This window comes from Duganella radicis (assembly GCF_009720825.1).
GTDB lineage: Bacteria > Pseudomonadota > Gammaproteobacteria > Burkholderiales > Burkholderiaceae_D > Rugamonas > Rugamonas radicis.
Genome location: NZ_WNKY01000019.1, coordinates 90,749 through 109,810, shown reverse-complemented (window position 1 = coordinate 109,810; position 19,062 = coordinate 90,749). Strand labels below are relative to the sequence as shown.

Sequence of the window (19,062 nt, the reverse complement as noted above, 5' to 3'; positions counted from 1 at the left end):
GGCGCCGGGGCCGGTGCTGGCGCCGGCGCGGCGGCGGCCGGCTTGGCCGGCGCGGAATCGGCCTTGCCGGCGATGGCGTCGTTGAGCAGCTGCTCCAGGTCGCCCGGCAGGGCTGGCAGGCTGCCTGGCTCGGCGCCGTCGTTCAGTTCGGCCAGCTGGTCGGCCACGAAGCCCGAGGCCTGCAAGGCCGCCTCGATCGACAGCGGCGTCACCGGCGCGGCGCCGGTGCGCAGGGCGTCGAACAGGTTTTCGGTCAGGTGGCAGGCCGCCACCAGCGCAGGCAGGCCCATGAAACCAGCGCCGCCCTTGATGGTGTGGAAGGAACGAAACACCGCATTCAGCGTCTCTTTATTGTCCGGGTCACGTTCGAGGCGCAGCAAGTGCTCTTCCACGTTGACCGCCAGATCCATCGCCTCAACGACGAAATCCTTCAGCATATCGTCCATTAGAACCCCAGATCGGCAAGCAGGTCGTCAACACTGTCCTGGCTCAGGGCCACGGTCGGCGCCGATGGGCCCGACATCAGGGACACTTCTTTCTGTGCGATTTTTTCCTTGACGCCAGGCGGCGCGTTGTCTTTCAGCAGCTGCGCCAGCTCCTGCTCCACGGTCTTGGTGATGTGCACCACTTTCTTGATCAGCTGACCGGTGATGTCCTGGAAGTCCTGCGCCATCATGATGTCCAGCAGGCGGGCTTTCTCGGCCTCGGTGGCGGCCGACACGGCCACGGCGAACTTCTGCGAGTCGCCGGCCAGTTGCTTGAACTGCTCCAGGCTCAGCTTGCCGGCGAACAGATCGGCCCAGCGGTTTTCCATGTCCTTCGATTGCTTGGACAGCACGTCCTGTTCCGGCATGCCCTCGTCCAGCGTGTTGAGCACCTTGTTGGCGGCCTGCTCGGTGAGCGAGGCGACGTATTCGAGGCGGTCCTGGGCGTCGCTGATCTGGGTGGCGGCCTCGGTCAGCGCCTTGTCGTAGCCCAGTTCGCGCAGCGAATCGTGCAGCAGGCGCACGATGCCGCCGAGGCGTTCAAACATCACATCCTTGGCGGCGTCGCCGTCCGCGCTCTCGGCGGCGGCGGGGGCGGCGGCGGGCGCGGGTTCGGCGGCGGCGACCACATCCGGCGGTCGGGCGGCGGCGACTTCTTCAAACAGACTTTCCAGATCATCTTCCGCGGCAGCGGCCGGCGCAGGTGCGGGTGCTGGAGCGGGCGCTGCGGATTTGCTCTGAGCAGACACTTCTTCAAATAATGCGTCGAAATCGTCAGCGGCGTTAGTCATAATCCCTGCTTCTCCATATTTGGTAAATTTGCTGCCCTAAACTAGCTGTATTTGGAGATACTAACATCGGATAGAACAACGGAGTAAGCCGCGTGACACAAAAGTAGTGCTTTAGTGCAAAAAAAAGCTGTTAGAAGCATAAAAGCCCACACCGTGCTGTACAGGATAAATCACTTTTCTTTGATAAAGATCAAGTCTTTCCATAGTATCAATAATGTAAATCGCGACTACAATGAAGCTGTGAGCTGATTCAGAAAGGAGGTCCATCATGTACCGCAAAATCCTGATCACCACCGACGGCTCGGCCGTCTCCAGCAAGACCGCCTGCGCCGGCGTGCAGTTCGCCGAGCAGCTGGGCGCCGAGGTGCTGGTGCTGTTCGTGGCGCCCGAGTACCAGTACCCGATCTACGTGGAGATCATCCCGCCCAGCTACCCGAGCGAGGACGAATACCGCGCCGCCATGCGGCGCGCCGGCCACGAGCACACCCAGGACGTGGCCGACTCCTGCGCCAAACGCGGCGTGCGCTGCGAAGCCCTGACCGCCTTCCACGAGAGCGCGGCCACCAAGATCGTCGACGTGGCGCAACAACAGGGCTGCGACCTGATCTTCATGGGCTCGCACGGGCGCAGCGGCTGGGGCCAGCTGCTGCTGGGCAGCGTCACCAACAAGGTGTTGCAGCACTCCAAAATCCCGGTGCTGGTGCACCGCCTGATCAAGGAACCCGGTAGCAAATAGCCCGGCTTTTGTAGTAAGATCATAAGGTTAATTCAATCGCAACAACATTTACCATTAATCACTTATCCTTATGATTCGTATTGTTATTGCGGATGATCACACCATCATGCGCGAAGGCCTCAAGCGCATCCTCGACGGCGCGCCGGACATTGACATCGTGGGCGAGGCCATCGATGGCTTCGAGGTGCTGGGCCACGTGCGCCAAGGCGGGTTCGACCTGCTGCTGCTGGACCTCTCCATGCCCGGCCGCAGCGGGGTCGACCTGATCCGCCAGATCAAGGCCGAGGCGCCCAAGCTGGCCATCCTGATCCTCACCATGCACGAGGAGGAGCAGTACGCGGTGCGCGCCATCCGCGCCGGCGCCCAGGGCTATCTGACCAAGGAAAGCGCCGGCACCCAGCTGGTGGGGGCGATCCGCAAGGTCGCCTCCGGCCGTCCCTATATTTCCACCGAGGTGGCCGAGCAGCTGGCGCTCAACATCATGATGCCGCACGAATCGCTGCTGCATAAACAGCTGTCGGACCGCGAGTTCGAGGTGTTCTCGCTGCTGGTGGCCGGCCGCTCCATCACCGAGATCGCCAACAGCCTGCACCTGAGCGTGAAAACCGTCAGCACCCACAAGACCCGCATCATGCAAAAGATGGGCATGAGCTCGCTGTCGGAGATGGTGCAGTACGCCGTGGCGCATCGCCTGCTGTCGCCGTTCAAGACCTGACAGGCAAGCTCGGGCGTAGGAGGACTCCTACATTTGTTGGTGTGACTCCTACGTCCACATTCAGCCGTTGCTGATATCTATCTCCCCCTGTGTTGGCATACTGAAACCATACCGCACAGCACCTAGACCACAGGAGAGATAACCATGCTGTCTACGCAAACGTCTGAAATTCGTCCGGCCACGACGACACTGCAAGCGTCGTCGATGGAAGCCGGCCGCCAGCGTCAGGGGCGGCTCTGGTCGAACCTCAAGGAGGTCTGCGATCTGCTGCATATTCCTGCGGCCAGTTCGTTCGCCAACGAGGAATTGCTGTTCCAGCACGTGCAATTCAAGACCGGCCAGCGCATCCACACCATCGGCCAGCCCTTCGACACCCTCTACATCGTCAATTCGGGCTTTTTGAAAACCGTGCTGATCGACGAATACGGCAACGAGCAAGTGCTGAGCTTCCCGATGAAGGGCGATATGCTGGGCGTGGACGGCATCCACACCCGCCACTACTCCTCGGAGGCGGTGGCGCTGTCGGATTGCGACCTGATCCTGCTGCCCTTCAAGAAGCTGACCGCGCTGGGGCGCGTGCACCTGGAACTGGAAAGCATGATGTACGGCGTGATGAGCCGCGAACTGGTGCGCGAGCAAGCCATGATCGGCATGCTGGGCGCGCTGAGCGCCGAGGCCCGCGTGGCGCGCTTTCTGGTGGCGCTGTCCGACCGCTTCGCGCAAATGGGCTATTCCAGCAAGCTGTTCAACCTGCGCATGACGCGCCATGAAATCGGCAGCTACCTGGGGCTGACGCTGGAAACCGTGAGCCGCACGCTGTCGGCCTTCAACGAGATCGGCATGATCAGCGTCGACCAGCGCACCATCGGCATCAAGGATGTGGAAGCCCTGAAAACCTTGCGCCGGCTGCCGCCTTCGCGGACGCGCGGCAGACCCGCCTCTCGCAGCAAGAGCGGCGCCACCGTACCGTCGGGCCAGTTGCTGGCGGCTTTGTAGCACTTGTAGCGTCTCAGTATTACCTCCCGTATTACCCAGCCTTGGGCCCGGTTTCCGACCGGGCCGTTTTTTTAATGAATTTATAACTGAAAAAGGCTTGCATTCCGTCCCGGCTTCCACAATAATGAATGCAAATACGAATCATTCTTATTTATGGAGAACCAGACGATGATTACGACCACCCCCGCCATGCCGCCAGCCATCGCCGCCCACCCCATCGCCACGCAGACCGCGCCAGCCGCCAAGCCGGTCAAGCGCATCAGCAGCGCCAGCCTGATGGACGGCGGCCGCGAGTTGGAAATCGAACACGGCGGCCGCGTATATCGCCTGCGCATCACACAACTCAATAAACTGATTCTCACCGCTTAACCGTGCGTTAAAGGCGCGCCGCCGCGCGCCTGCTCTCCCCTCCGAGTAGCCAGCCCTGCCGCCAGCCACACTCTCCATCCACACCAGGAGCGTCTGATGGCCATCGAACATAGCAACCCGATCTTCCTCGCCCCATCGCATGGCGGCCACAATCCCGAACTGATGTTGTCCGCCGTGCTGCATCTGATGTCGCACTACACGGCCGGCAGCGAAGCGGCCGGCGGCTGCGTCAAGCTGGCCTCGGTGATCGAGCGTCACCTGAAAGCGCTGGCCGGCCTGCCCGATCTGGGACCGGTGCTGAGCGCGACCTGCCAGCAGCTTTCCGAGCAGTGGGCCAGCGAGGTGGAACGCAATCTGCACGAGCAGGAAAAAACCAACTTCCTGTCCCGCATCATGGCGCGTGCGCGTACCGCGCCGTCGGTGGCATAAGGGGCTGAGCGACATGTGCGAGAAACACGACCCGCTGGCGGCCATCATCGCCGCCGCCATGCCGCAAGTGGCCGGTCCGGCAGGCGCGACGCGCGCGCCCGAGCAGACGGAGCGGCAGCAAGTCATCAAGCCCGTCATCAACAACGTCATGCACGTGCTGGCGAAAGAACCGGAAGCGCAGGCCTCGCGCCGCCGCCGGTTGTGGGAGCTGGGCCACGCCTGCCACTGTCCGCTGGTGGGGGTCGGCTTTCCGCTGGGCGTGCTGCGCAAACTGGTCGACAAAGCCACCAATGGCACCGTGGTGGCCGACGATTACGAGGTGCACGTCGGCGCCGTCACCGAATGCGCGACGCGCAACCGCCTGTCGGAAGCGCTGCAAAAAGAACTGGAGCGTCGCTACGCCGGCGTGCTGCTGCGCTTTCGCAACGCCAAGAGTACCGGGCAAGTGGCCGCACTGTGGCGCGCCGCCGTCAACAACGGCGACGTGGCCGGCGCCTTCTGGGCCGGGCTGACGCATCCACGCTGCACGCCGGAGCTGGAAGAACAAATGTGCCGCGACCTGCACATGGTGCAGCACCAGGCCGGCGCCTGCGTGCGCGCCGACATCCACAAATTCCACGCCACGCTGGAGGAAAACAAGCGCCTGCTGCACGACCTGAACAAGGCGCAGCAGCGCGCCAACGCCCTGATGGCCGAGAAAAGCGCCGAGTCCGAAAAACACGCCGCCCAGCTGATGCAACTGCGCGCGCAGGTGGTCGGCAAGGACAGCATGATCGACTCGCTGAAGATCGAGCTGGAACAGCTGCGCGAATCGATCCCGGGCCTGGAATCGCGCGCCAGGCTGGCCGAACGTCTGGGCCAGATGGAAGAGCGCGAACGCGCCATGCGCAACCAGATCAACGAACTGAAGCTGGAACTGGCGCGCGCCGCCGAACAGCCGGCGGCGCCCGTGCAGGAAACCGCGCGCCAGGTGGTGGAACACGTGATGAAAATGCCGCTGCGCCTGAACGAGCGCTCCGTGCTATGCGTGGGCGGGCGCAACGGCAACGTCGCCAGCTATCGCGAACTGATCGAACGTGAAGGGGCGCAATTCGCGCACCATGATGGCGGGCTGGAGGACAACGCCAACCGTCTCGAAGCAAGCCTGGCGGCGGCGGACCTGGTGATCTGCCAGACCGGCTGCATCAGCCACAGCGCGTACTGGCGGGTAAAAGACTACTGCAAGCGCAACGGCAAACGCTGCGTCTTCATCGACAACCCCAGCATCTCCAGCCTCGCCCGCGGCCTGGAACAAGCCAGCGCCGAATAACCCATAACCGGGGTCAGTTCTTGCATTACGACACGGGCTCAGCCCTGCCCCGACCAAGGCTGAGCTCGTGTCGTAATGCAAGAACTGACCCCGGGTTTAGTAGACGTCGCGGCGGTAGCGGCCGGTGGCGGCGAGGTCGTCGAGGACTTCGCGGCCCAAGACCGATGCCAGCGCCGCATCGACGCCGCCCGCCATCCCTTCCAGGCTGCCGCAGATGTAGATCGCCGCGCCTTGGGCTATCCACTCGCGCACGGCTGCCGCTTGCTCGGCCAGGCGATCTTGCACGTAGCGGCGCTCGGCCTGGTCGCGCGAGAAGACCATGTCCAGTTTTTCCAGCATGCCATCGCGCTGCCAGCCGTCCAGCTCGGCGCGGTAGTGGTAGTCGTGGGCCGCGTTGCGCTCGCCGAACAGCAGCCAGTTGCGGCCCTGCCCCGCCAGTGCCCGCGCTTTCAGATGGCCGCGCAAGCCGGCGATGCCGCTGCCGTTGCCGATCAAGATCAGCGGACGGTCGGCGTTCCCCTCCAGCCGGAAGCGCTTGTGCTGGCGCAGACGCAGCTGCACGCCGGCGCCCAGCGCGGCCTGCTGCGTCAGCCAGCCCGATGCCGCGCCATGGCTGCCATCGTCATGGGTATGCAGACGCACCAGCAGATGCACGCGCCCATCGGCCGGGATCGAGGCAATCGAATACTCGCGCGCACGCGATGGATCGGCCGGCGCGGCAATCTGCACCAGATCGCCCGACTGCCACTCCGGCAACACGCCGCCCACGGGCTCCAGCTCGAGGTGATAAATCGGTTCGCCCGCGCTGCCCACATTCAGCTGCACACGCTCGCTCAAGCGCCATTCCTCAAACGATGGCGCGCTCCAGTCCGGGGCGTCGCTGGTGCCGGCCAGATGGCTCAGTTGCTGGCGCCATTGCGCTATCGCCTGGTCCGAACTGCGATTCACTTCCACCCGCGCGAACAGGCTCTGCGCCCCTTGCGCTTGCAGCCACTGATCCAGCGCGCGGCCGAAGCCGCAGAACTGCGCATACGCGCTGTCGCCCAGCGCCAGCACCGCGTAATGCAGCCGCGGCAGCGGCAGCGATGTCGCCATCAGGCGGCCGGCAAACGCCGCCGCCGCATCCGGCGCATCGCCCTCGCCGTAAGTGCTGACTAAAAACAGGATGCGCTCGGCATCCTGCAAATCCCGCGCGCCCAGCTCGGACAATTCCGCCAGCCGCGCCGGAATGCCGGCCAGCTTCAAGGTGGCGACGGTCTGCCGCGCCAGTTCCTCGGCGTTGCCGGTCTGGCTGGCATACGCGACGATCCAGCCCGGCGACGCCGCCGCTTCCGCCTTGGCGCGCTCGGCCGCCAGACGCTTGCGGCGCACGCGCAGGTAAGGCGCCAGGCACACCAGCGCGTAAGCCGCGCCCATGCCTGCCACCAGCATCCATCGGGTGGGGTCGTCGGTCCAGATCATTCGTCGAGCATGTTGCGTAAGTGGGTACTCAGGTATTCGGTGAAGCTGCCGTCCGCCTCGCGCACGACGAAACGCGCGGCCAGCCCTTGCTGCTCGGCCAGTTGCAGGCCGTCGCGGCTGCCCAGCACGGTCAGCGCGGTCGACCAGGCATCGGCCGCCATGCACTGCGGGTGCACCACGGTCACCGAGGCCAGGTCGTTGGCGATCGGCATGCCGCTGCGCGGGTCGATGGTGTGCGAGTAGCGCTTGCCGTTCAGCTCAAAATAGCGGCGGTAGTCGCCCGAGGTGGCGACGGACAGGCCGTGCAAGGCCAGCACCAGCTCGTCCATCCCGGCGTCGGTGACCTGCTCCAGCATCACCCACCATGGCTGCCGGTCCGGCTTGAGTCCAGTGCCGCGCAGCTCGCCGCCCACTTCCACCAGATGATGCGCGAAACCCTGCGTCTTCAGGTAGTAGGACAGCCGGTCCACGCTGTAGCCCTTGGCCACCGCCGACAAATCCAGCTGCACGCCGCCCGGCTGCAAGGCGCGCCGGCCATGGCGCTCCAGCCGCAGCGGCCGCGCCGCCAACTGGGCGCGCGCCACCACGATTTCGTCCGGCGACGGCGCTATAAAATCCGGCTGGTCAAAACGCCCGTAAGGCCCGAAGCCCCACAGGTTGACCAGCGAGCCGGCACACGGATCGTAGGCGCCGCTGGAGGCGCGCGCCACCTCCATGGCGTAGGAAAGCACATCGAAGAAGGCCGGCGGCAGCACCTGCCAGCTATCCGGCGCCGCGCGGTTGAAGCGGCCCAGATCGGACTCGGCTTCCCAGTGGCTCATCTCGGCCACGATGGCATCGAGCTGCTGTTGCAGGCCGTTTTGCAGATGATCGCAAGCGGCATCCGGCGCGGCCACCAGCCGCACCGACCAGCTGGTGCCCATGCTGCGGCCAGCGTAGTCGCGGATCACGCCGCCCGCTGGCGCCGGGTCGTCCGAGATATCGTGAGGCAGGAGTACCCGGCGCATGCCAGCCTTATTCCGGCAGGATTTCCAGCACCGCCGCGTAGGTCGCGCGGCGTGGCGGCATCTGTGGCGGCTGGCCCGGCACCTGCGGCGCGGCGGCCGGCCAGCTGCTGCTGACCATGTAGGCGCCGGCGGCCGGCAGCACGAAAGTCAGCTCGCCGTTGGCGTCGGTGGTCTTGCGGATTTCGCCCAGCGTGCCGCGATACTTCACGCCGCCCGGAATCAGGCTCACGCCCTGGTTGGCGGCTGGCTTGCCGTCCAGCAGGAAGCGGAAGGTGGCTTTCTCGCCCGCGCGCAGTTCGGTCGGATGGGTGACCGGCACCAGTTCCAGGCCTTTGCCGGTGGTCTTCAGCACTTCCTTGCTGGCGTCGCCGTTGGTGACGAAGGTCTCCAGGCGGCTATCGGTGCGCGACAGCTTCACCTCGGTCGCATCGGCCGGCACATCCTTGGCCAGCGATTCCTCGGTGCCGCGGAAGCGCTTGACGTTGCCTTCCTTGTCCTTGTAGCTGCCGAACACGCTTTGCGACACCAGCGCGATCTTGTAGGTGCCGGTCTTCACCAGCTTCAGATCGAAGGTGTTGCGCAGCTTGCCGTTGCCGACGTTCTCCGGCGTCAGCCTGGCGCCGTCCGGGCCGGTGATGTCGATGCCGTCCAGCTTGAGCGGCTGGTGGTCGATATCGAACAGGCCTTCGGAAATGGCGGCGTCCACGGTCACCCAGGCGTTGCCGTCACGGCCGGCTTCCACTTGGCTCGACGATGGCAAGATCCATGGCTTGTGCGCGTGGGCACTGAGCGACACCAGCGACATGCCGGCCAGCGCCAGCGCGATCAACGATTTTTGCAGTTTCATGTCCCGGCCCCTGGCTTATGGTTTGACTTGTACAACAACGGCGCCCAGTTCTTCCTTGCCCTGGCCGGTGGCGTTGGCGGCCGACTTCGGCGGCCACGCCAGCGGCACCTTCACCACTTCGCGGCCGCCGGCTTCGCGCGCCGCTTCCACCAGCACGGTGTACTGGCCGGCCGGCAGCTTGTCCAGCGCGCCTTTCGGCGCGTTCAGGGTCAGCTCGCCCGGCGCTTTGGTTGCGCCCGACACGCCATCCATCGGCATGGTCAGCTCGCGGCCGCTCTTGCGCCACCATTGACGCATGTCCTTCAGCCACTTGGTGCCGGCATTGTCCTTTTTCTTGGTGTCGTACAGCACGGCGATGTTGGCCACCACTTTCTGGTCGGCGTTCTCCACCCATGCGGCGATATAAGGACGATGGTATTCAGCCACGTTCAGCTGCGGCACGTCGAGTTTGAGGGCCAGATCGGCGGCCATGGCCGAAGCGCTGGCCAGTGGCAGACTGAGCGCGATGGAGTAGCGTAATTTCATGGAGGTCCTGTCGTGAGATTAGTGAATAAACAGCAGTGCAATAACTACGGGAATCAGCACACCCAGGCCCACCATCGGCCAGGTGAAGGGCCGGTTGGCCGCGTGGAATTTCAGGATCAGCAGGCCGGTGATGCAGAACACCAGGCAGGCCACGGCAAAGATGTCGATGAACCAGTTCCACGCCGCGCCGGTGTTGCGGCCTTTGTGGACGTCGTTCAGCCAGGAGATCCAGCCGCGGTCGGTATTCTCGAATTCGGTGGCGCCGTCTTCCAGGCCGATGCGCACCCAGGCATCACCGCCGGCCTTGGGCATGGGCAGGTAGACTTCATCGGCCGACCATTCGGCCGCGCGCCCGCCCGGCTGGATCTTGAAGGTGTCGGCCAGCCACGCCTCGGCCTTGGCCGGCAGCGGTTCCTTGGCGCCGTCATGCCGCTCGGCGTAGGCGCGCAGTTCGGCCACCAGCGGCGCGGGCGCCTGCGCCTGCTGGCGCACGATGGTGGGCCTGGCCTCGATCTGCGAGGCGTGGTTCAGGGTGATGCCGGTAATCGCGAACAGGAACATTCCCACCAGACACATGGCCGAGCTGATCCAGTGCCACTGGTGCAATTGCTTCAGCCAGACGGCGCGGCTGGCATTGCGGGCGGAGCTGGCGCTTGGTACGCTCACGGAGTTTCCTTGGCTTAAAAACATAAATGATAATGATTATCATTTGATGAGTCAATCCAACTTGTGTATCTGTTATGTAAAGCAGGCGAAAAAAAACCGCAGGCACGCCGCCTGCGGTTTCAGGTTCAACCAACCCGGTCAGGACTTGGAGCGGCCCGAGCCGGAGCCCGAGCCGGAGCCCGAACCACGGCCGCCACGGCTTTCGCCTGCGTCGCTATCGTCCTCATCCTCTTCATCCTCGTTGGCGCTGCCTTTGTTGCCGGCGCTGCTGCGCGAGCTGCTGCCCGACGAGGCGCTCTGGCTGCTGCGCCCCGGATCGTTCTTGTGGCTCATGGCGCCGGCGCGGCGTGCCTCTTCCGAGGTGAACTCGTGCGCCGTGCCTTTCTCGTGCGCGGCACGGCCGCCTTCAGCGGCGATTTCGCGCTGCTGCTCCGGGTCCATGGAAGCGAAGCCGCGTTTGCTGGTGTCGCCGCTTTGCTTGCTGCCGGATTTGCCTTCCTGTTTGCTGCCCTTGTCATTGGTTGCCATGATGGTCTCCTGAAGTGTTGAAAGGAGCAGTCATGCTAGTTCACGGCCCATGCACACGATGTAGGACACGCCCAGCATACGATGTAGGAAGATTCCGCTGGCACTATCAGGGGACTTCCAGCACCGTCTCGCCGCTGGTGACGAACACGCGTTCGCCCGGCTCGGGCCGCACCGGATGGCCGCCGGTGAAGGCGCCGAACGAGGGCAGCACCAGCCGCTGCGGCGACATCAGGAAGCATGGCAGCAGCAAGGAGTCCCAGCCGGCGCGCAGGCGGTACACCGGATGCACGTGGCCCGCCAGCACACAGGCTGAGGTCAGCACGTCGGGATGATGGCAGAAGGCGAACGGCCCCAGCGAATAAGGCTCGTCCACCATGCCGATCCGCAGCCGCGCGGGCGGATCGCCGGCATGGGCGTCGTGGTTGCCGCGCACCAGCGTCAGGCGCAGCTCGGCATGCCGCTCGCGCCATGCCTGCATGGCGGCCAGCGTGGCCGGCGCGTGGGCCGCCTTCGCGTGCAGGAAGTCGCCAAGGAACAGGATATGGCACACGGCATGCTCCGCCAGCAAGCCATCCAGCGCCAGCAGGTTGGCGCTGGTGGTGCCGGCCGGGACCGGTACGCCCAGCGCGCGGAACGAGGCGGCCTTGCCGAAGTGGATATCGGCCACCACCAGCATCTGCTCGCGCGGCCAGTAGACGGCTTTCTGCGGCAGCAGCAGGAGTTCCTCGCCAGCGAGCGTCAGTTTCATGGTCCGGCCGCCTTTTCCAGTTCGCGCACCAGGCGGGCCACGCGGTCCGACAGTTTTTCGGTGCTGAGTTTTTCGCGGAAACGCTCCACCATCAACGCAAAGCCGAATGGCGTGGCGCGCTTGATCGCGTGGAAGGCCACGCGGCGCGCCTGCAATTCCAGCAGCGTGGCGCGCAGGCGGCCCAGTTCCAGCTCTTGTTCCAACACTTCGCGCTGTGCCTGCGTCAGCAGCAGGTTGCCAGCGTCGTGCTTGCTGAATACGGCAAAGAACAACGAGGAGGAAGCCTGTAACTGACGCGCACTTTTGCCCTGTCCCGGATAGCCCTGGAATACCAGCCCGGCGATGCGGGCGATTTCACGGAAGCGCCGCTGCGACATCTCGCTGGCGTTCAGGCTGGCCAGCACGTCTTCCAGCAGATGATCGGTGCTGAACAAGTCCACCTCGGCGCCGTGCGCCTTGTTCAACAGGCCGGTCCAGTCCAGCTCCTGCGCGCACAGTAGTTCCAGGCCGTAATCGTTGATGGCGATGGAAAACGTCACCGGCGTCATGCGTCCCACGCGGTAGGCCAGCAGCGCCGCCAGCCCGACGTGCACCGAGCGGCCGGCAAAGGGAAACATGAACAGATGCCGCCCTTCCCTGCTGTGCATGGTTTCAATGACGGTGACGTCATCGGTCGGCAGCGACGACCAGCGCTGCTGTATTTCCAGCAGCGGCTTGAGCGCCTGCATTTCCGGACCGTCGTAGCGGCCGCGCTCGGCCAGCCGCAACTGCGCCAGCGCCGCATGCGCCAGTTCCGACGACATCGGCATGCGCCCGCCCTGCCAGCGCGGCACCGCCCCGCGCGCACCGGTGGCGCGGCGCACGTAGGCCGTCATCTCGTGCAGCCGCACGAATTCCAGGATGCGGCCGGCAAACAGGAAATGATCGCCCTTGCGCAGCCGCGCGATGAACGATTCCTCCACGCTGCCCAGCCGCCCGCCGCTGACGTACTTCACTTGCAAGGACGAATCGGAGACGATGGTGCCGATGCCCATGCGGTGCCGCCGCCCCAGTGCCGCATCCGGCACGCGGTAGACGCCCGCCTCGTCCGGCAGCACGCGCCGGTACTCGGGATAGGCCACCAGCGTTTGCCCGCCGCGCGCGACGAAATCCAGCGCCCATTGCCATTCGTCGCCGCTGAGGTGGCGGTAGGACCAGGCGCCGCGCACCTCCGCCAGCATCTCGTCCGAGCGGAAGCCGCCGCCCAGCGCCATCGTCACCAGATGCTGCACCAGCACATCCAGCGGCTTGTCCGGCACCGGCCGCGCCTCGATGTCGCGCGCGGCCACGGCTTGAATGGCGCCGGCCGCTTCCAGCAACTCCAGGCTTTGCGTCGGCACCAGCGTCAGGCGCGACACGCGGCCCGGCGCGTGGCCGCTGCGGCCGGCCCGTTGCAGCAGCCGCGCGATGCCTTTGGCGCTGCCGATTTGCAGCACACGCTCGACCGGCAGGAAGTCGACGCCAAGATCGAGGCTGGAGGTGCACACCACCGCTTTCAGCTGGCCCAGCTTGAGGCCCTGCTCCACCCATTCGCGCACTTCCTTGTCCAGCGAACCGTGATGCAGCGCGATCAACCCGGCCCAATCCGGCCGCGCATCCAGCAGATGCTGATACCACAGCTCCGCCTGCGAGCGCGTGTTGGTGAACACCAGCGTGGTGTCGTGCCGGTCGATTTCCGCGATCACCGGCAACAGCATCTGCACGCCGAGGTGGCCGCCCCACGGGAACCGCGAAGGATGCTCGGGAATCAGCGTATCGATCATGATCTGCTTGGCGACGTGGCCTTCCACGATCACCCCACCCGGCGCCAGCACATCGCGCGCGCGTTCCAGATTGCCCAGCGTGGCCGACAAGCCCCACACCAGCAGCGCCGGATTCCAGCGCCGCAAGCGCGCCAGCGCCAGCTGGGTCTGCACGCCGCGCTTGTTGCCCATCAGCTCGTGCCATTCGTCGATGATGATCATGGCCAGATGCCGGAAGCGTTCGGCCGCATCGGGATGGCTGAGCAGCAGCGTCAGGCTCTCCGGTGTGGTGATGAGGGCGTCTGGCAGGCGCTTGTTCTGGCGCGCGCGCTGGGCCGAGCTGGTGTCGCCGGTGCGGGCTTCGACTTGCCAGTCGGGCGCGGCTTCCTGCAAGGCGCGCAGGGTGTCGGCGGCCAGCGCGCGCATCGGCGTGATCCACAGCACGCGCAGGCCGGTGGGCGCACGCCCGCCGGCGCCGCGCAGGGCTGCCACGCGCTGCAAGGCGGCGAACCACACGGCGTACGTCTTGCCCGCGCCGGTGGTGGCGTGCAACAGGCCCGAGCGGCCAGCGGCCGCCGCCTCCCACACGGCGCGCTGGAAGGGGAAGACGGTCCAGCCGCGCTCCGCAAACCAGTCGTTGGCTTTCATGGTGCGGCCAGCAGGTTTTTCAGCGAGGCCAGCGTATCCGCTTCCTCGATCGATTTGTCCTCGCGCCGGCGCAGGATGCGCGGAAAGCGCACCGCCACGCCGGACTTGTGGCGCGGCGAGCTGGCGATACCTTCGAAGCCGATCTCAAACACCATGCTGGGCGTGACGCTACGCACCGGGCCGAATTTTTCGATGGTAGTCTTGCGGATGGCCTGGTCGACCTGGGCGATTTCCGCATCGGTCAGCCCGGAATAGGCCTTGGCGAACGGCACCAGCTTGCGTTCCTCGTCCCACACGGCAAAGGTATAGTCGGTGTACAGTGAGGCGCGGCGGCCGTGGCCGGCCTGGGCGTAGATCAGCACCGCGTCCACGCTGTAGGGATCGATCTTCCACTTCCACCATGTGCCCACGCTTTTGGTGCGGCCGACGCCGTAGCGGGCATCGACGGCTTTCAGCATCATGCCTTCCACGCCGCGTTCGCGCGATTCGTTGCGGATCTGCGCCAGTTGTTCCCAGCTGTCGGCCTCGATCAGCGGCGACAGGCGCAGTTGCGGCGCGCCTTGCAGGCTGTTGATCAGTTGTTCCAGCAACATGCGGCGCTCCGCCTGCGGCAAGTCGCGCAGGTCGCGGCCGTCCAGTTCCAGCAGGTCGTAGGCCACCATCACGGCGGGGAATTCGCCCAGCAGGCGGGCCGAGACTTGTTTGCGGCCCATGCGTTTTTGCAGGTCGGCGAACGGCGCGGGCGCGGCGCCGCCGTGCCAGATCAGGATTTCGCCGTCCAGCACCACGCCGTCCGGCAGACGCAGCACGGCCAGTTCGGGGAAGCGTTCGGTGATCAGTTCCTCGCCGCGCGACCATAGCCAGTTTTTGCCTTCGCGCCGGACCAGTTGGGCGCGCATGCCGTCGTATTTCCATTCCGCTTGCCAATGGTCGAGATCGCCCAAGGTGGCGGGGTCGCGTTCCAGCTGGTGGGCCAGGAAGAAGGGATAGGGCTGGCCGCCGCGCTGGGCCTGCTCCTGCGGTATGTGGGCGGCGATCAGTTGCAGGAAGCCGGCGGCGGTCGGACTGATGCTGCCATCGGTCCAGCCCATCAGACGTTGGGCGATCAGCTTGCCGTCGAGGCCGGCGATGGCGCTCAGTGCGCGCGTCACCAGCAGGCGCGAGACGCCGACGCGGAAGCCACCGCCGATCAGTTTGGTGAGCAGGAAGCGTTCGCGGGTGTCGAGCTGGTCCCAGTAGGTGAACAAGGCGGCGCGCACGGCTTCCGGGGCGGCGCCGCGCAAGGGAGCGATGCCGAGTTCGATCCAGTCAGCCAGGCCGATTTCGCTGGGGTGCTGGGGCGGTGGCAGGATGTGGGCGATGGTTTCGGCCAGGTCGCCGACGGCGTTGTAGCATTCGTCGAACAGCCATTCATCGAGATTGGCGTATTCCATCGCGTACTGGCGCAGCAGCTTGGTCGGCACGGCCTGGCGCGGCTTGCCGCCGGCGAGGAAATAGACCGCCCAGGCGGCGTCTTGCGGCGCGGCAGTCGTGAAATAAGTCTGCAACGCCGCCAGCTTGCGCGTCGTGGAGGTAGTCTCATCCAGTTCGGCGTACAGGCGGGCGAAGTCACGCATGGCGATCCTCCTCGCCCTCGTCGGCGGGCGGCGCGGTGGTCGGCGGCGCGGTGCGTGCGGCGGGCGCCATGTGAGGGGCGGCGGGCGGCGTGGCGGGGGGCGGCATGTCGGCGGCTACAAGCGGCGGTGCGGCGTGGGCGGCTGGCGCGGCGGCGGCGCGCTCGGCCGGGGCGTCTTCCGCCTCGTCGTCGCCGTACTCGGTATCGAAGCCGCTGGCTTGCAGGCCTTGCTGTTGCAGCCAGCGCACCAGCACCGCTATCGATCCATGCGTGACGATCACGCGCTGCGCGCCGGTGGCGGCAATCGCGGACAACAAGCCCGGCCAATCCGCATGGTCGGACAGCACAAAGCCCCGATCCACGCCACGCCGCCGGCGCGCGCCCCGCAGCTGCATCCAGCCGCTGGCAAAACCGTCGCTGAAATCGCCAAAACGCTTGATCCACGGCGAACCCGCCGCAGACGGCGGCGCCAGCACGATCGCCCTGCCCGCCTCGCTTTTCGCCACCTCGCCCACCATCACGCTGGGCGGCAACCACACGCCCTCGTCCCGGTACACCTGATTCAGATTCTGCACCGCGCCATGACAAATAATCGGCCCGATCCCCGCATCCAGTCCGCTGAGTATGCGCTGCGCCTTGCCAAAGCTATAGCCCAGCAGCACGCTGCTGCGCCCCTGCGCCGCATTGGCCGCCCACCAGGCATTGATGTCATCGAAGATTTCCTGCTGCGGCTGCCAGCGGTAAATCGGCAAGCCAAAGGTCGACTCGGTGATGAAAGTATCGCAGCGCACCGGCTCGAACGGTGTGCAAGTGCGATCCGGCTCCACCTTGTAATCGCCCGACGCCACCCACACCTCGCCGCGATACTCCATCCGCACCTGCGCCGAGCCCAGCACGTGGCCAGCCGGATGCAGCGACACCGTGACACCGTTGTGCACCACCCGCTCGCCATACGCCAGCCCGGTGATATTGACCGGCCCCAGCCGCGACTTCAACACATTCACGCCAGCCGCAGCCGCCAGATAATGCTGATGGCCGCCCCGCGCGTGATCGCCATGGGCATGCGTGATAACAGCGCGCTCGACCGGCCGCCACGGGTCGATGTAAAACTGGCCGGGGACGCAATACAAGCCTTCCCGGCGGACGATCACCATATCTGCGGACATAAGCGGCTTTCAGTCGAGGATGCCCCATTATGCCGCCGCACAGTGCGATTGTCTGTCAGTCAACGCACCGAGCTACATGGCGTCGATCAGTTCCGCCATGAAGTCAACATTGTCATTTTCCTCATGATCGATGACCACCCGCTCCTCGCCGATCATCAGCAGGGCCTCGATATCGAACGTGCCAGGCGGCAGCGGGACCACCGCCTTAGGTTTTTTCTGACGCGTCTGGCTGGCGGTCTTTTTTCTGGTTGGCATAGTGTCTCCCCCTGGGTTTTCAAAACAGCGTAGCGCGTCCAGGGCACTTGCGCTATCAGATACTGCCTACAAATAGGGTAGGATATAGCCCTGTTTTTTTAACCGCATTCCGATCATGACTTTCACCCTCAGCGACACCACCTACGGCACCGACAGCGCCGATGCCAAAAACGCCATGTACAACGACCTGCGGCCGCAGCTGCAAGGTCTGGTCCATGGCGAAACCGACCTGATCGCCAACACCGCCAATTTCAGCTCGCTGGTGTTCAACAGCATGCCGGGCCTGAACTGGGCCGGCTTTTATTTCCTCAAGGGCGATGAACTCGTGCTGGGCCCGTTCCAGGGCAAGCCGGCCTGCATCCGCATCAAGAAAGGCCGCGGCGTCTGCGGCACCACCGTGGTGGAAGGCAAATCCATCGTCGTGCCGGACGTGCACGCCTTCCCCGGCCACATCGCCTGCGACGTCAATTCGCGTTCGGAGCTGGTGGTGCCGGTGCGCGGCCCGGATGGCGCCATCGTTGGCGTGTTTGACCTCGACAGCCCGCTGCCGAACCGCTTCGACCAGACCGACGCCGAGGGCATCGAATCGCTGGTCAAGGTGCTGGAAGCAACCCTGGCTTAATGCGATTGGGCGCGCGCCAGCAGCAGCTGGCGTTCGCGCTCGTTTTGCGTGAGTTCGGCGGCGCGCCCGAATTCGATGCGCGCCTCGTCGTGGCGGCCCAGCTTGGCGAGCAGATCGCCGCGCACGCTGGGCAGCAAATGGTAGTTCTTCAAGGCCGGCGCCGCCAGCAAGCCATCCACCACTTCCAGCCCCGCCTGCGGCCCGTAGGCCATCGACAACGCCACGGCGCGATTCAATTCCACAATCGGCGATGGCGACAACTGCGCCAGCGCGTCATACAGTGCGGCGATGCGCTGCCAGTCGGTGTCTTCGGCGCGACGCGCGCGCGCGTGGCAGGCAGCGATCGCGGCTTGCAATCCATACGGCCCGAGACCGCGCGTGCTGCCCGGCGGGGTGGACGGCGGCGCAGCGCTCGTCTGCGCGACGTGTGGCGCACCCGGTGCGGCCGCAGACACCGTGGCAGCGCGAGCGGCGGCGGCGGTGGCTGGCGCGGGCGCTAGCGCGGTTTGTTCGGCGCGCGCCAGCGCGGCCAGGCCGCGCCGTATCAGCAGCTGGTCCCAGCGCGTGCGGTCCTGTTCCAGCAGCAGGATGGGTTCGCCCTTCGGCCCGAGGCGGGCGCGGGCGCGCGAGGACTGGATTTCCATCAGCGCCACCAGCCCGTGCACTTCCGGCTCGTCCGGTTGCAGCCCGGCCAGGATGCGGCCCAGCCGCAGCGCCTCCTCGCACAACGCCGGACGCATCCAGTCCGCACCGGCGCTGGCGGAATAACCCTCGTTGTAAATCAGATAGATCACTTGCAGCACCGACGCCAGCCGCTCGCCCAGCTCGTGCGCGCGCGGCGCCTCGAACGGCACCCTGGCTTCGGCCAGCGTGCGCTTGGCGCGCACGATGCGCTGCGCCACCGTTTTCTCGGGGACCAGGAAAGCGCGGGCGATCTCATCCGTACTCAAGCCGCCCAGCATGCGCAGCGTCAGCGCCACGCGGCCATCGGTCGGCAGCACCGGATGGCAGGCCACAAACACCAGCCGCAGCAGATCGTCGCCAATATCGTTTTCCAGCGCATTGGCCACCTCCGCCTCCAGATCGGGCGCGGCGTCCTGCAACTGCTTGTCGATCTCGTAGCTGATGGCCGCTTCTTTCTCGGCATGCATCTGGCGATGGCGCAAGGCATCGAGCGCGCGGTTCTTGGCAACGGCGGTCAGCCAGGCGGCCGGTTGCTCGGGGACGCCGCTCTGTGGCCAGCGCTCCAGCGCCTGCACCAGCGCGTCCTGCGCCAACTCCTCGGCCTGCCCCACGTCGCGCAGCATGCGCGCCAGCACGGCGATGATCCTGGCGGATTCCATCCGCCACACCGCCTCGACGA

The 19,062-nt window shown here is 65.6% G+C and carries 21 protein-coding genes; 7 read left to right on the top strand and 14 right to left on the bottom strand.

From position 1 onward, the window contains the following. Both GM676_RS17975 and GM676_RS17970 read right to left on the bottom strand, forming a co-directional pair. Window positions 1-446 (bottom strand): Hpt domain-containing protein (locus GM676_RS17975; protein ID WP_211923252.1); only part of this gene is annotated, 446 nt, incomplete at its 3' end. Next, complete coding sequence (locus tag GM676_RS17970) at window positions 446-1,276, bottom strand: protein phosphatase CheZ (RefSeq protein ID WP_155465157.1); 831 nt, start codon at window positions 1,274-1,276, stop codon at window positions 446-448. The genes GM676_RS17970 and GM676_RS17975, both read right to left, overlap by 1 nt. Window positions 1,277-1,544: 268 nt before the next feature. On the opposite strand from GM676_RS17970, the gene GM676_RS17965 reads away from it, so the two are divergent. The 6 genes from GM676_RS17965 to GM676_RS17940 all read left to right on the top strand — a co-directional run bounded on the left by GM676_RS17965 (window position 1,545) and on the right by GM676_RS17940 (window position 5,830). Continuing rightward, complete coding sequence (locus GM676_RS17965; protein WP_155465155.1) at window positions 1,545-2,012, top strand: universal stress protein; 468 nt, start codon at window positions 1,545-1,547, stop codon at window positions 2,010-2,012. Window positions 2,013-2,082: 70 nt separating this feature from the next. After that, entirely contained in the window at window positions 2,083-2,727 is a 645-nt protein-coding gene (locus GM676_RS17960; RefSeq protein ID WP_090176109.1) for a response regulator, read from the top strand. Window positions 2,728-2,931: 204 nt separating this feature from the next. Continuing rightward, a complete protein-coding gene (locus GM676_RS17955) occupies window positions 2,932-3,723 on the top strand; it encodes a Crp/Fnr family transcriptional regulator (RefSeq protein WP_155465168.1) in 792 nt (263 codons plus the stop codon). A 168-nt stretch (window positions 3,724-3,891) separates the two neighbouring features. Next, on the top strand, window positions 3,892-4,092 hold the full coding sequence (hemP, locus tag GM676_RS17950; RefSeq protein WP_155465153.1) for a hemin uptake protein HemP: 201 nt from the start codon (window positions 3,892-3,894) through the stop codon (window positions 4,090-4,092). A 96-nt stretch (window positions 4,093-4,188) separates the two neighbouring features. Next, window positions 4,189-4,521: a hypothetical protein gene (locus GM676_RS17945; protein WP_155465151.1), complete on the top strand. Its 333-nt coding sequence runs from the start codon at window positions 4,189-4,191 to the stop codon at window positions 4,519-4,521. A gap of 13 nt (window positions 4,522-4,534) precedes the next feature. Continuing rightward, the gene (locus tag GM676_RS17940; RefSeq protein WP_155465149.1) at window positions 4,535-5,830 is read left to right on the top strand and encodes a DUF2325 domain-containing protein; all 1,296 of its coding nucleotides are present in this window, start codon (window positions 4,535-4,537) and stop codon (window positions 5,828-5,830) included. Window positions 5,831-5,926: 96 nt separating this feature from the next. Here GM676_RS17940 and GM676_RS17935 read toward each other — a convergent pair whose 3' ends face one another. The 11 genes from GM676_RS17935 to GM676_RS17885 all read right to left on the bottom strand — a co-directional run bounded on the left by GM676_RS17935 (window position 5,927) and on the right by GM676_RS17885 (window position 17,077). After that, window positions 5,927-7,291, bottom strand: a complete 1,365-nt coding sequence (locus tag GM676_RS17935; protein ID WP_155465147.1) for a sulfite reductase subunit alpha — start codon at window positions 7,289-7,291, stop codon at window positions 5,927-5,929. Then, window positions 7,288-8,298 carry an FAD:protein FMN transferase gene (locus GM676_RS17930; protein WP_155465145.1) on the bottom strand — a complete coding sequence of 337 codons (1,011 nt, stop codon included), beginning with the start codon at window positions 8,296-8,298 and terminating at the stop codon, window positions 7,288-7,290. Before GM676_RS17930 ends, GM676_RS17935 begins: the two co-directional genes overlap by 4 nt. Before the next feature lie 7 nt (window positions 8,299-8,305). After that, window positions 8,306-9,145: a DUF4198 domain-containing protein gene (locus tag GM676_RS17925; RefSeq protein ID WP_155465143.1), complete on the bottom strand. Its 840-nt coding sequence runs from the start codon at window positions 9,143-9,145 to the stop codon at window positions 8,306-8,308. Window positions 9,146-9,160: 15 nt separating this feature from the next. After that, window positions 9,161-9,670 carry a DUF2271 domain-containing protein gene (locus GM676_RS17920; RefSeq protein ID WP_155465141.1) on the bottom strand — a complete coding sequence of 170 codons (510 nt, stop codon included), beginning with the start codon at window positions 9,668-9,670 and terminating at the stop codon, window positions 9,161-9,163. Between the two features lie 18 nt (window positions 9,671-9,688). Beyond that, entirely contained in the window at window positions 9,689-10,360 is a 672-nt protein-coding gene (locus tag GM676_RS17915; RefSeq protein ID WP_155465139.1) for a PepSY-associated TM helix domain-containing protein, read from the bottom strand. Window positions 10,361-10,474: 114 nt separating this feature from the next. Then, on the bottom strand, window positions 10,475-10,864 hold the full coding sequence (locus GM676_RS17910) for a KGG domain-containing protein (RefSeq protein ID WP_155465137.1): 390 nt from the start codon (window positions 10,862-10,864) through the stop codon (window positions 10,475-10,477). Between the two features lie 106 nt (window positions 10,865-10,970). Beyond that, window positions 10,971-11,612, bottom strand: a complete 642-nt coding sequence (pdeM, locus tag GM676_RS17905; RefSeq protein WP_155465135.1) for a ligase-associated DNA damage response endonuclease PdeM — start codon at window positions 11,610-11,612, stop codon at window positions 10,971-10,973. Next, on the bottom strand, window positions 11,609-14,041 hold the full coding sequence (locus GM676_RS17900) for a ligase-associated DNA damage response DEXH box helicase (protein ID WP_155465133.1): 2,433 nt from the start codon (window positions 14,039-14,041) through the stop codon (window positions 11,609-11,611). Before GM676_RS17900 ends, pdeM begins: the two co-directional genes overlap by 4 nt. After that, window positions 14,038-15,657 carry an ATP-dependent DNA ligase gene (locus GM676_RS17895; protein WP_155465131.1) on the bottom strand — a complete coding sequence of 540 codons (1,620 nt, stop codon included), beginning with the start codon at window positions 15,655-15,657 and terminating at the stop codon, window positions 14,038-14,040. Before GM676_RS17895 ends, GM676_RS17900 begins: the two co-directional genes overlap by 4 nt. After that, complete coding sequence (locus GM676_RS17890) at window positions 15,650-16,822, bottom strand: ligase-associated DNA damage response exonuclease (RefSeq protein WP_155465129.1); 1,173 nt, start codon at window positions 16,820-16,822, stop codon at window positions 15,650-15,652. Before GM676_RS17890 ends, GM676_RS17895 begins: the two co-directional genes overlap by 8 nt. 72 nt (window positions 16,823-16,894) lie before the next feature. Then, window positions 16,895-17,077 carry a hypothetical protein gene (locus tag GM676_RS17885; RefSeq protein ID WP_155465127.1) on the bottom strand — a complete coding sequence of 61 codons (183 nt, stop codon included), beginning with the start codon at window positions 17,075-17,077 and terminating at the stop codon, window positions 16,895-16,897. A 115-nt stretch (window positions 17,078-17,192) separates the two neighbouring features. On the opposite strand from GM676_RS17885, the gene msrC reads away from it, so the two are divergent. Beyond that, the gene (msrC, locus tag GM676_RS17880; RefSeq protein ID WP_155465125.1) at window positions 17,193-17,699 is read left to right on the top strand and encodes a free L-methionine (R)-S-oxide reductase MsrC; all 507 of its coding nucleotides are present in this window, start codon (window positions 17,193-17,195) and stop codon (window positions 17,697-17,699) included. Here msrC and GM676_RS32305 read toward each other — a convergent pair. After that, entirely contained in the window at window positions 17,696-19,042 is a 1,347-nt protein-coding gene (locus tag GM676_RS32305; protein ID WP_229262751.1) for an RNA polymerase sigma factor, read from the bottom strand. The two genes, msrC and GM676_RS32305, sit on opposite strands and share 4 nt — an antisense overlap. Between the last annotated feature and the right edge of the window lie 20 nt (window positions 19,043-19,062).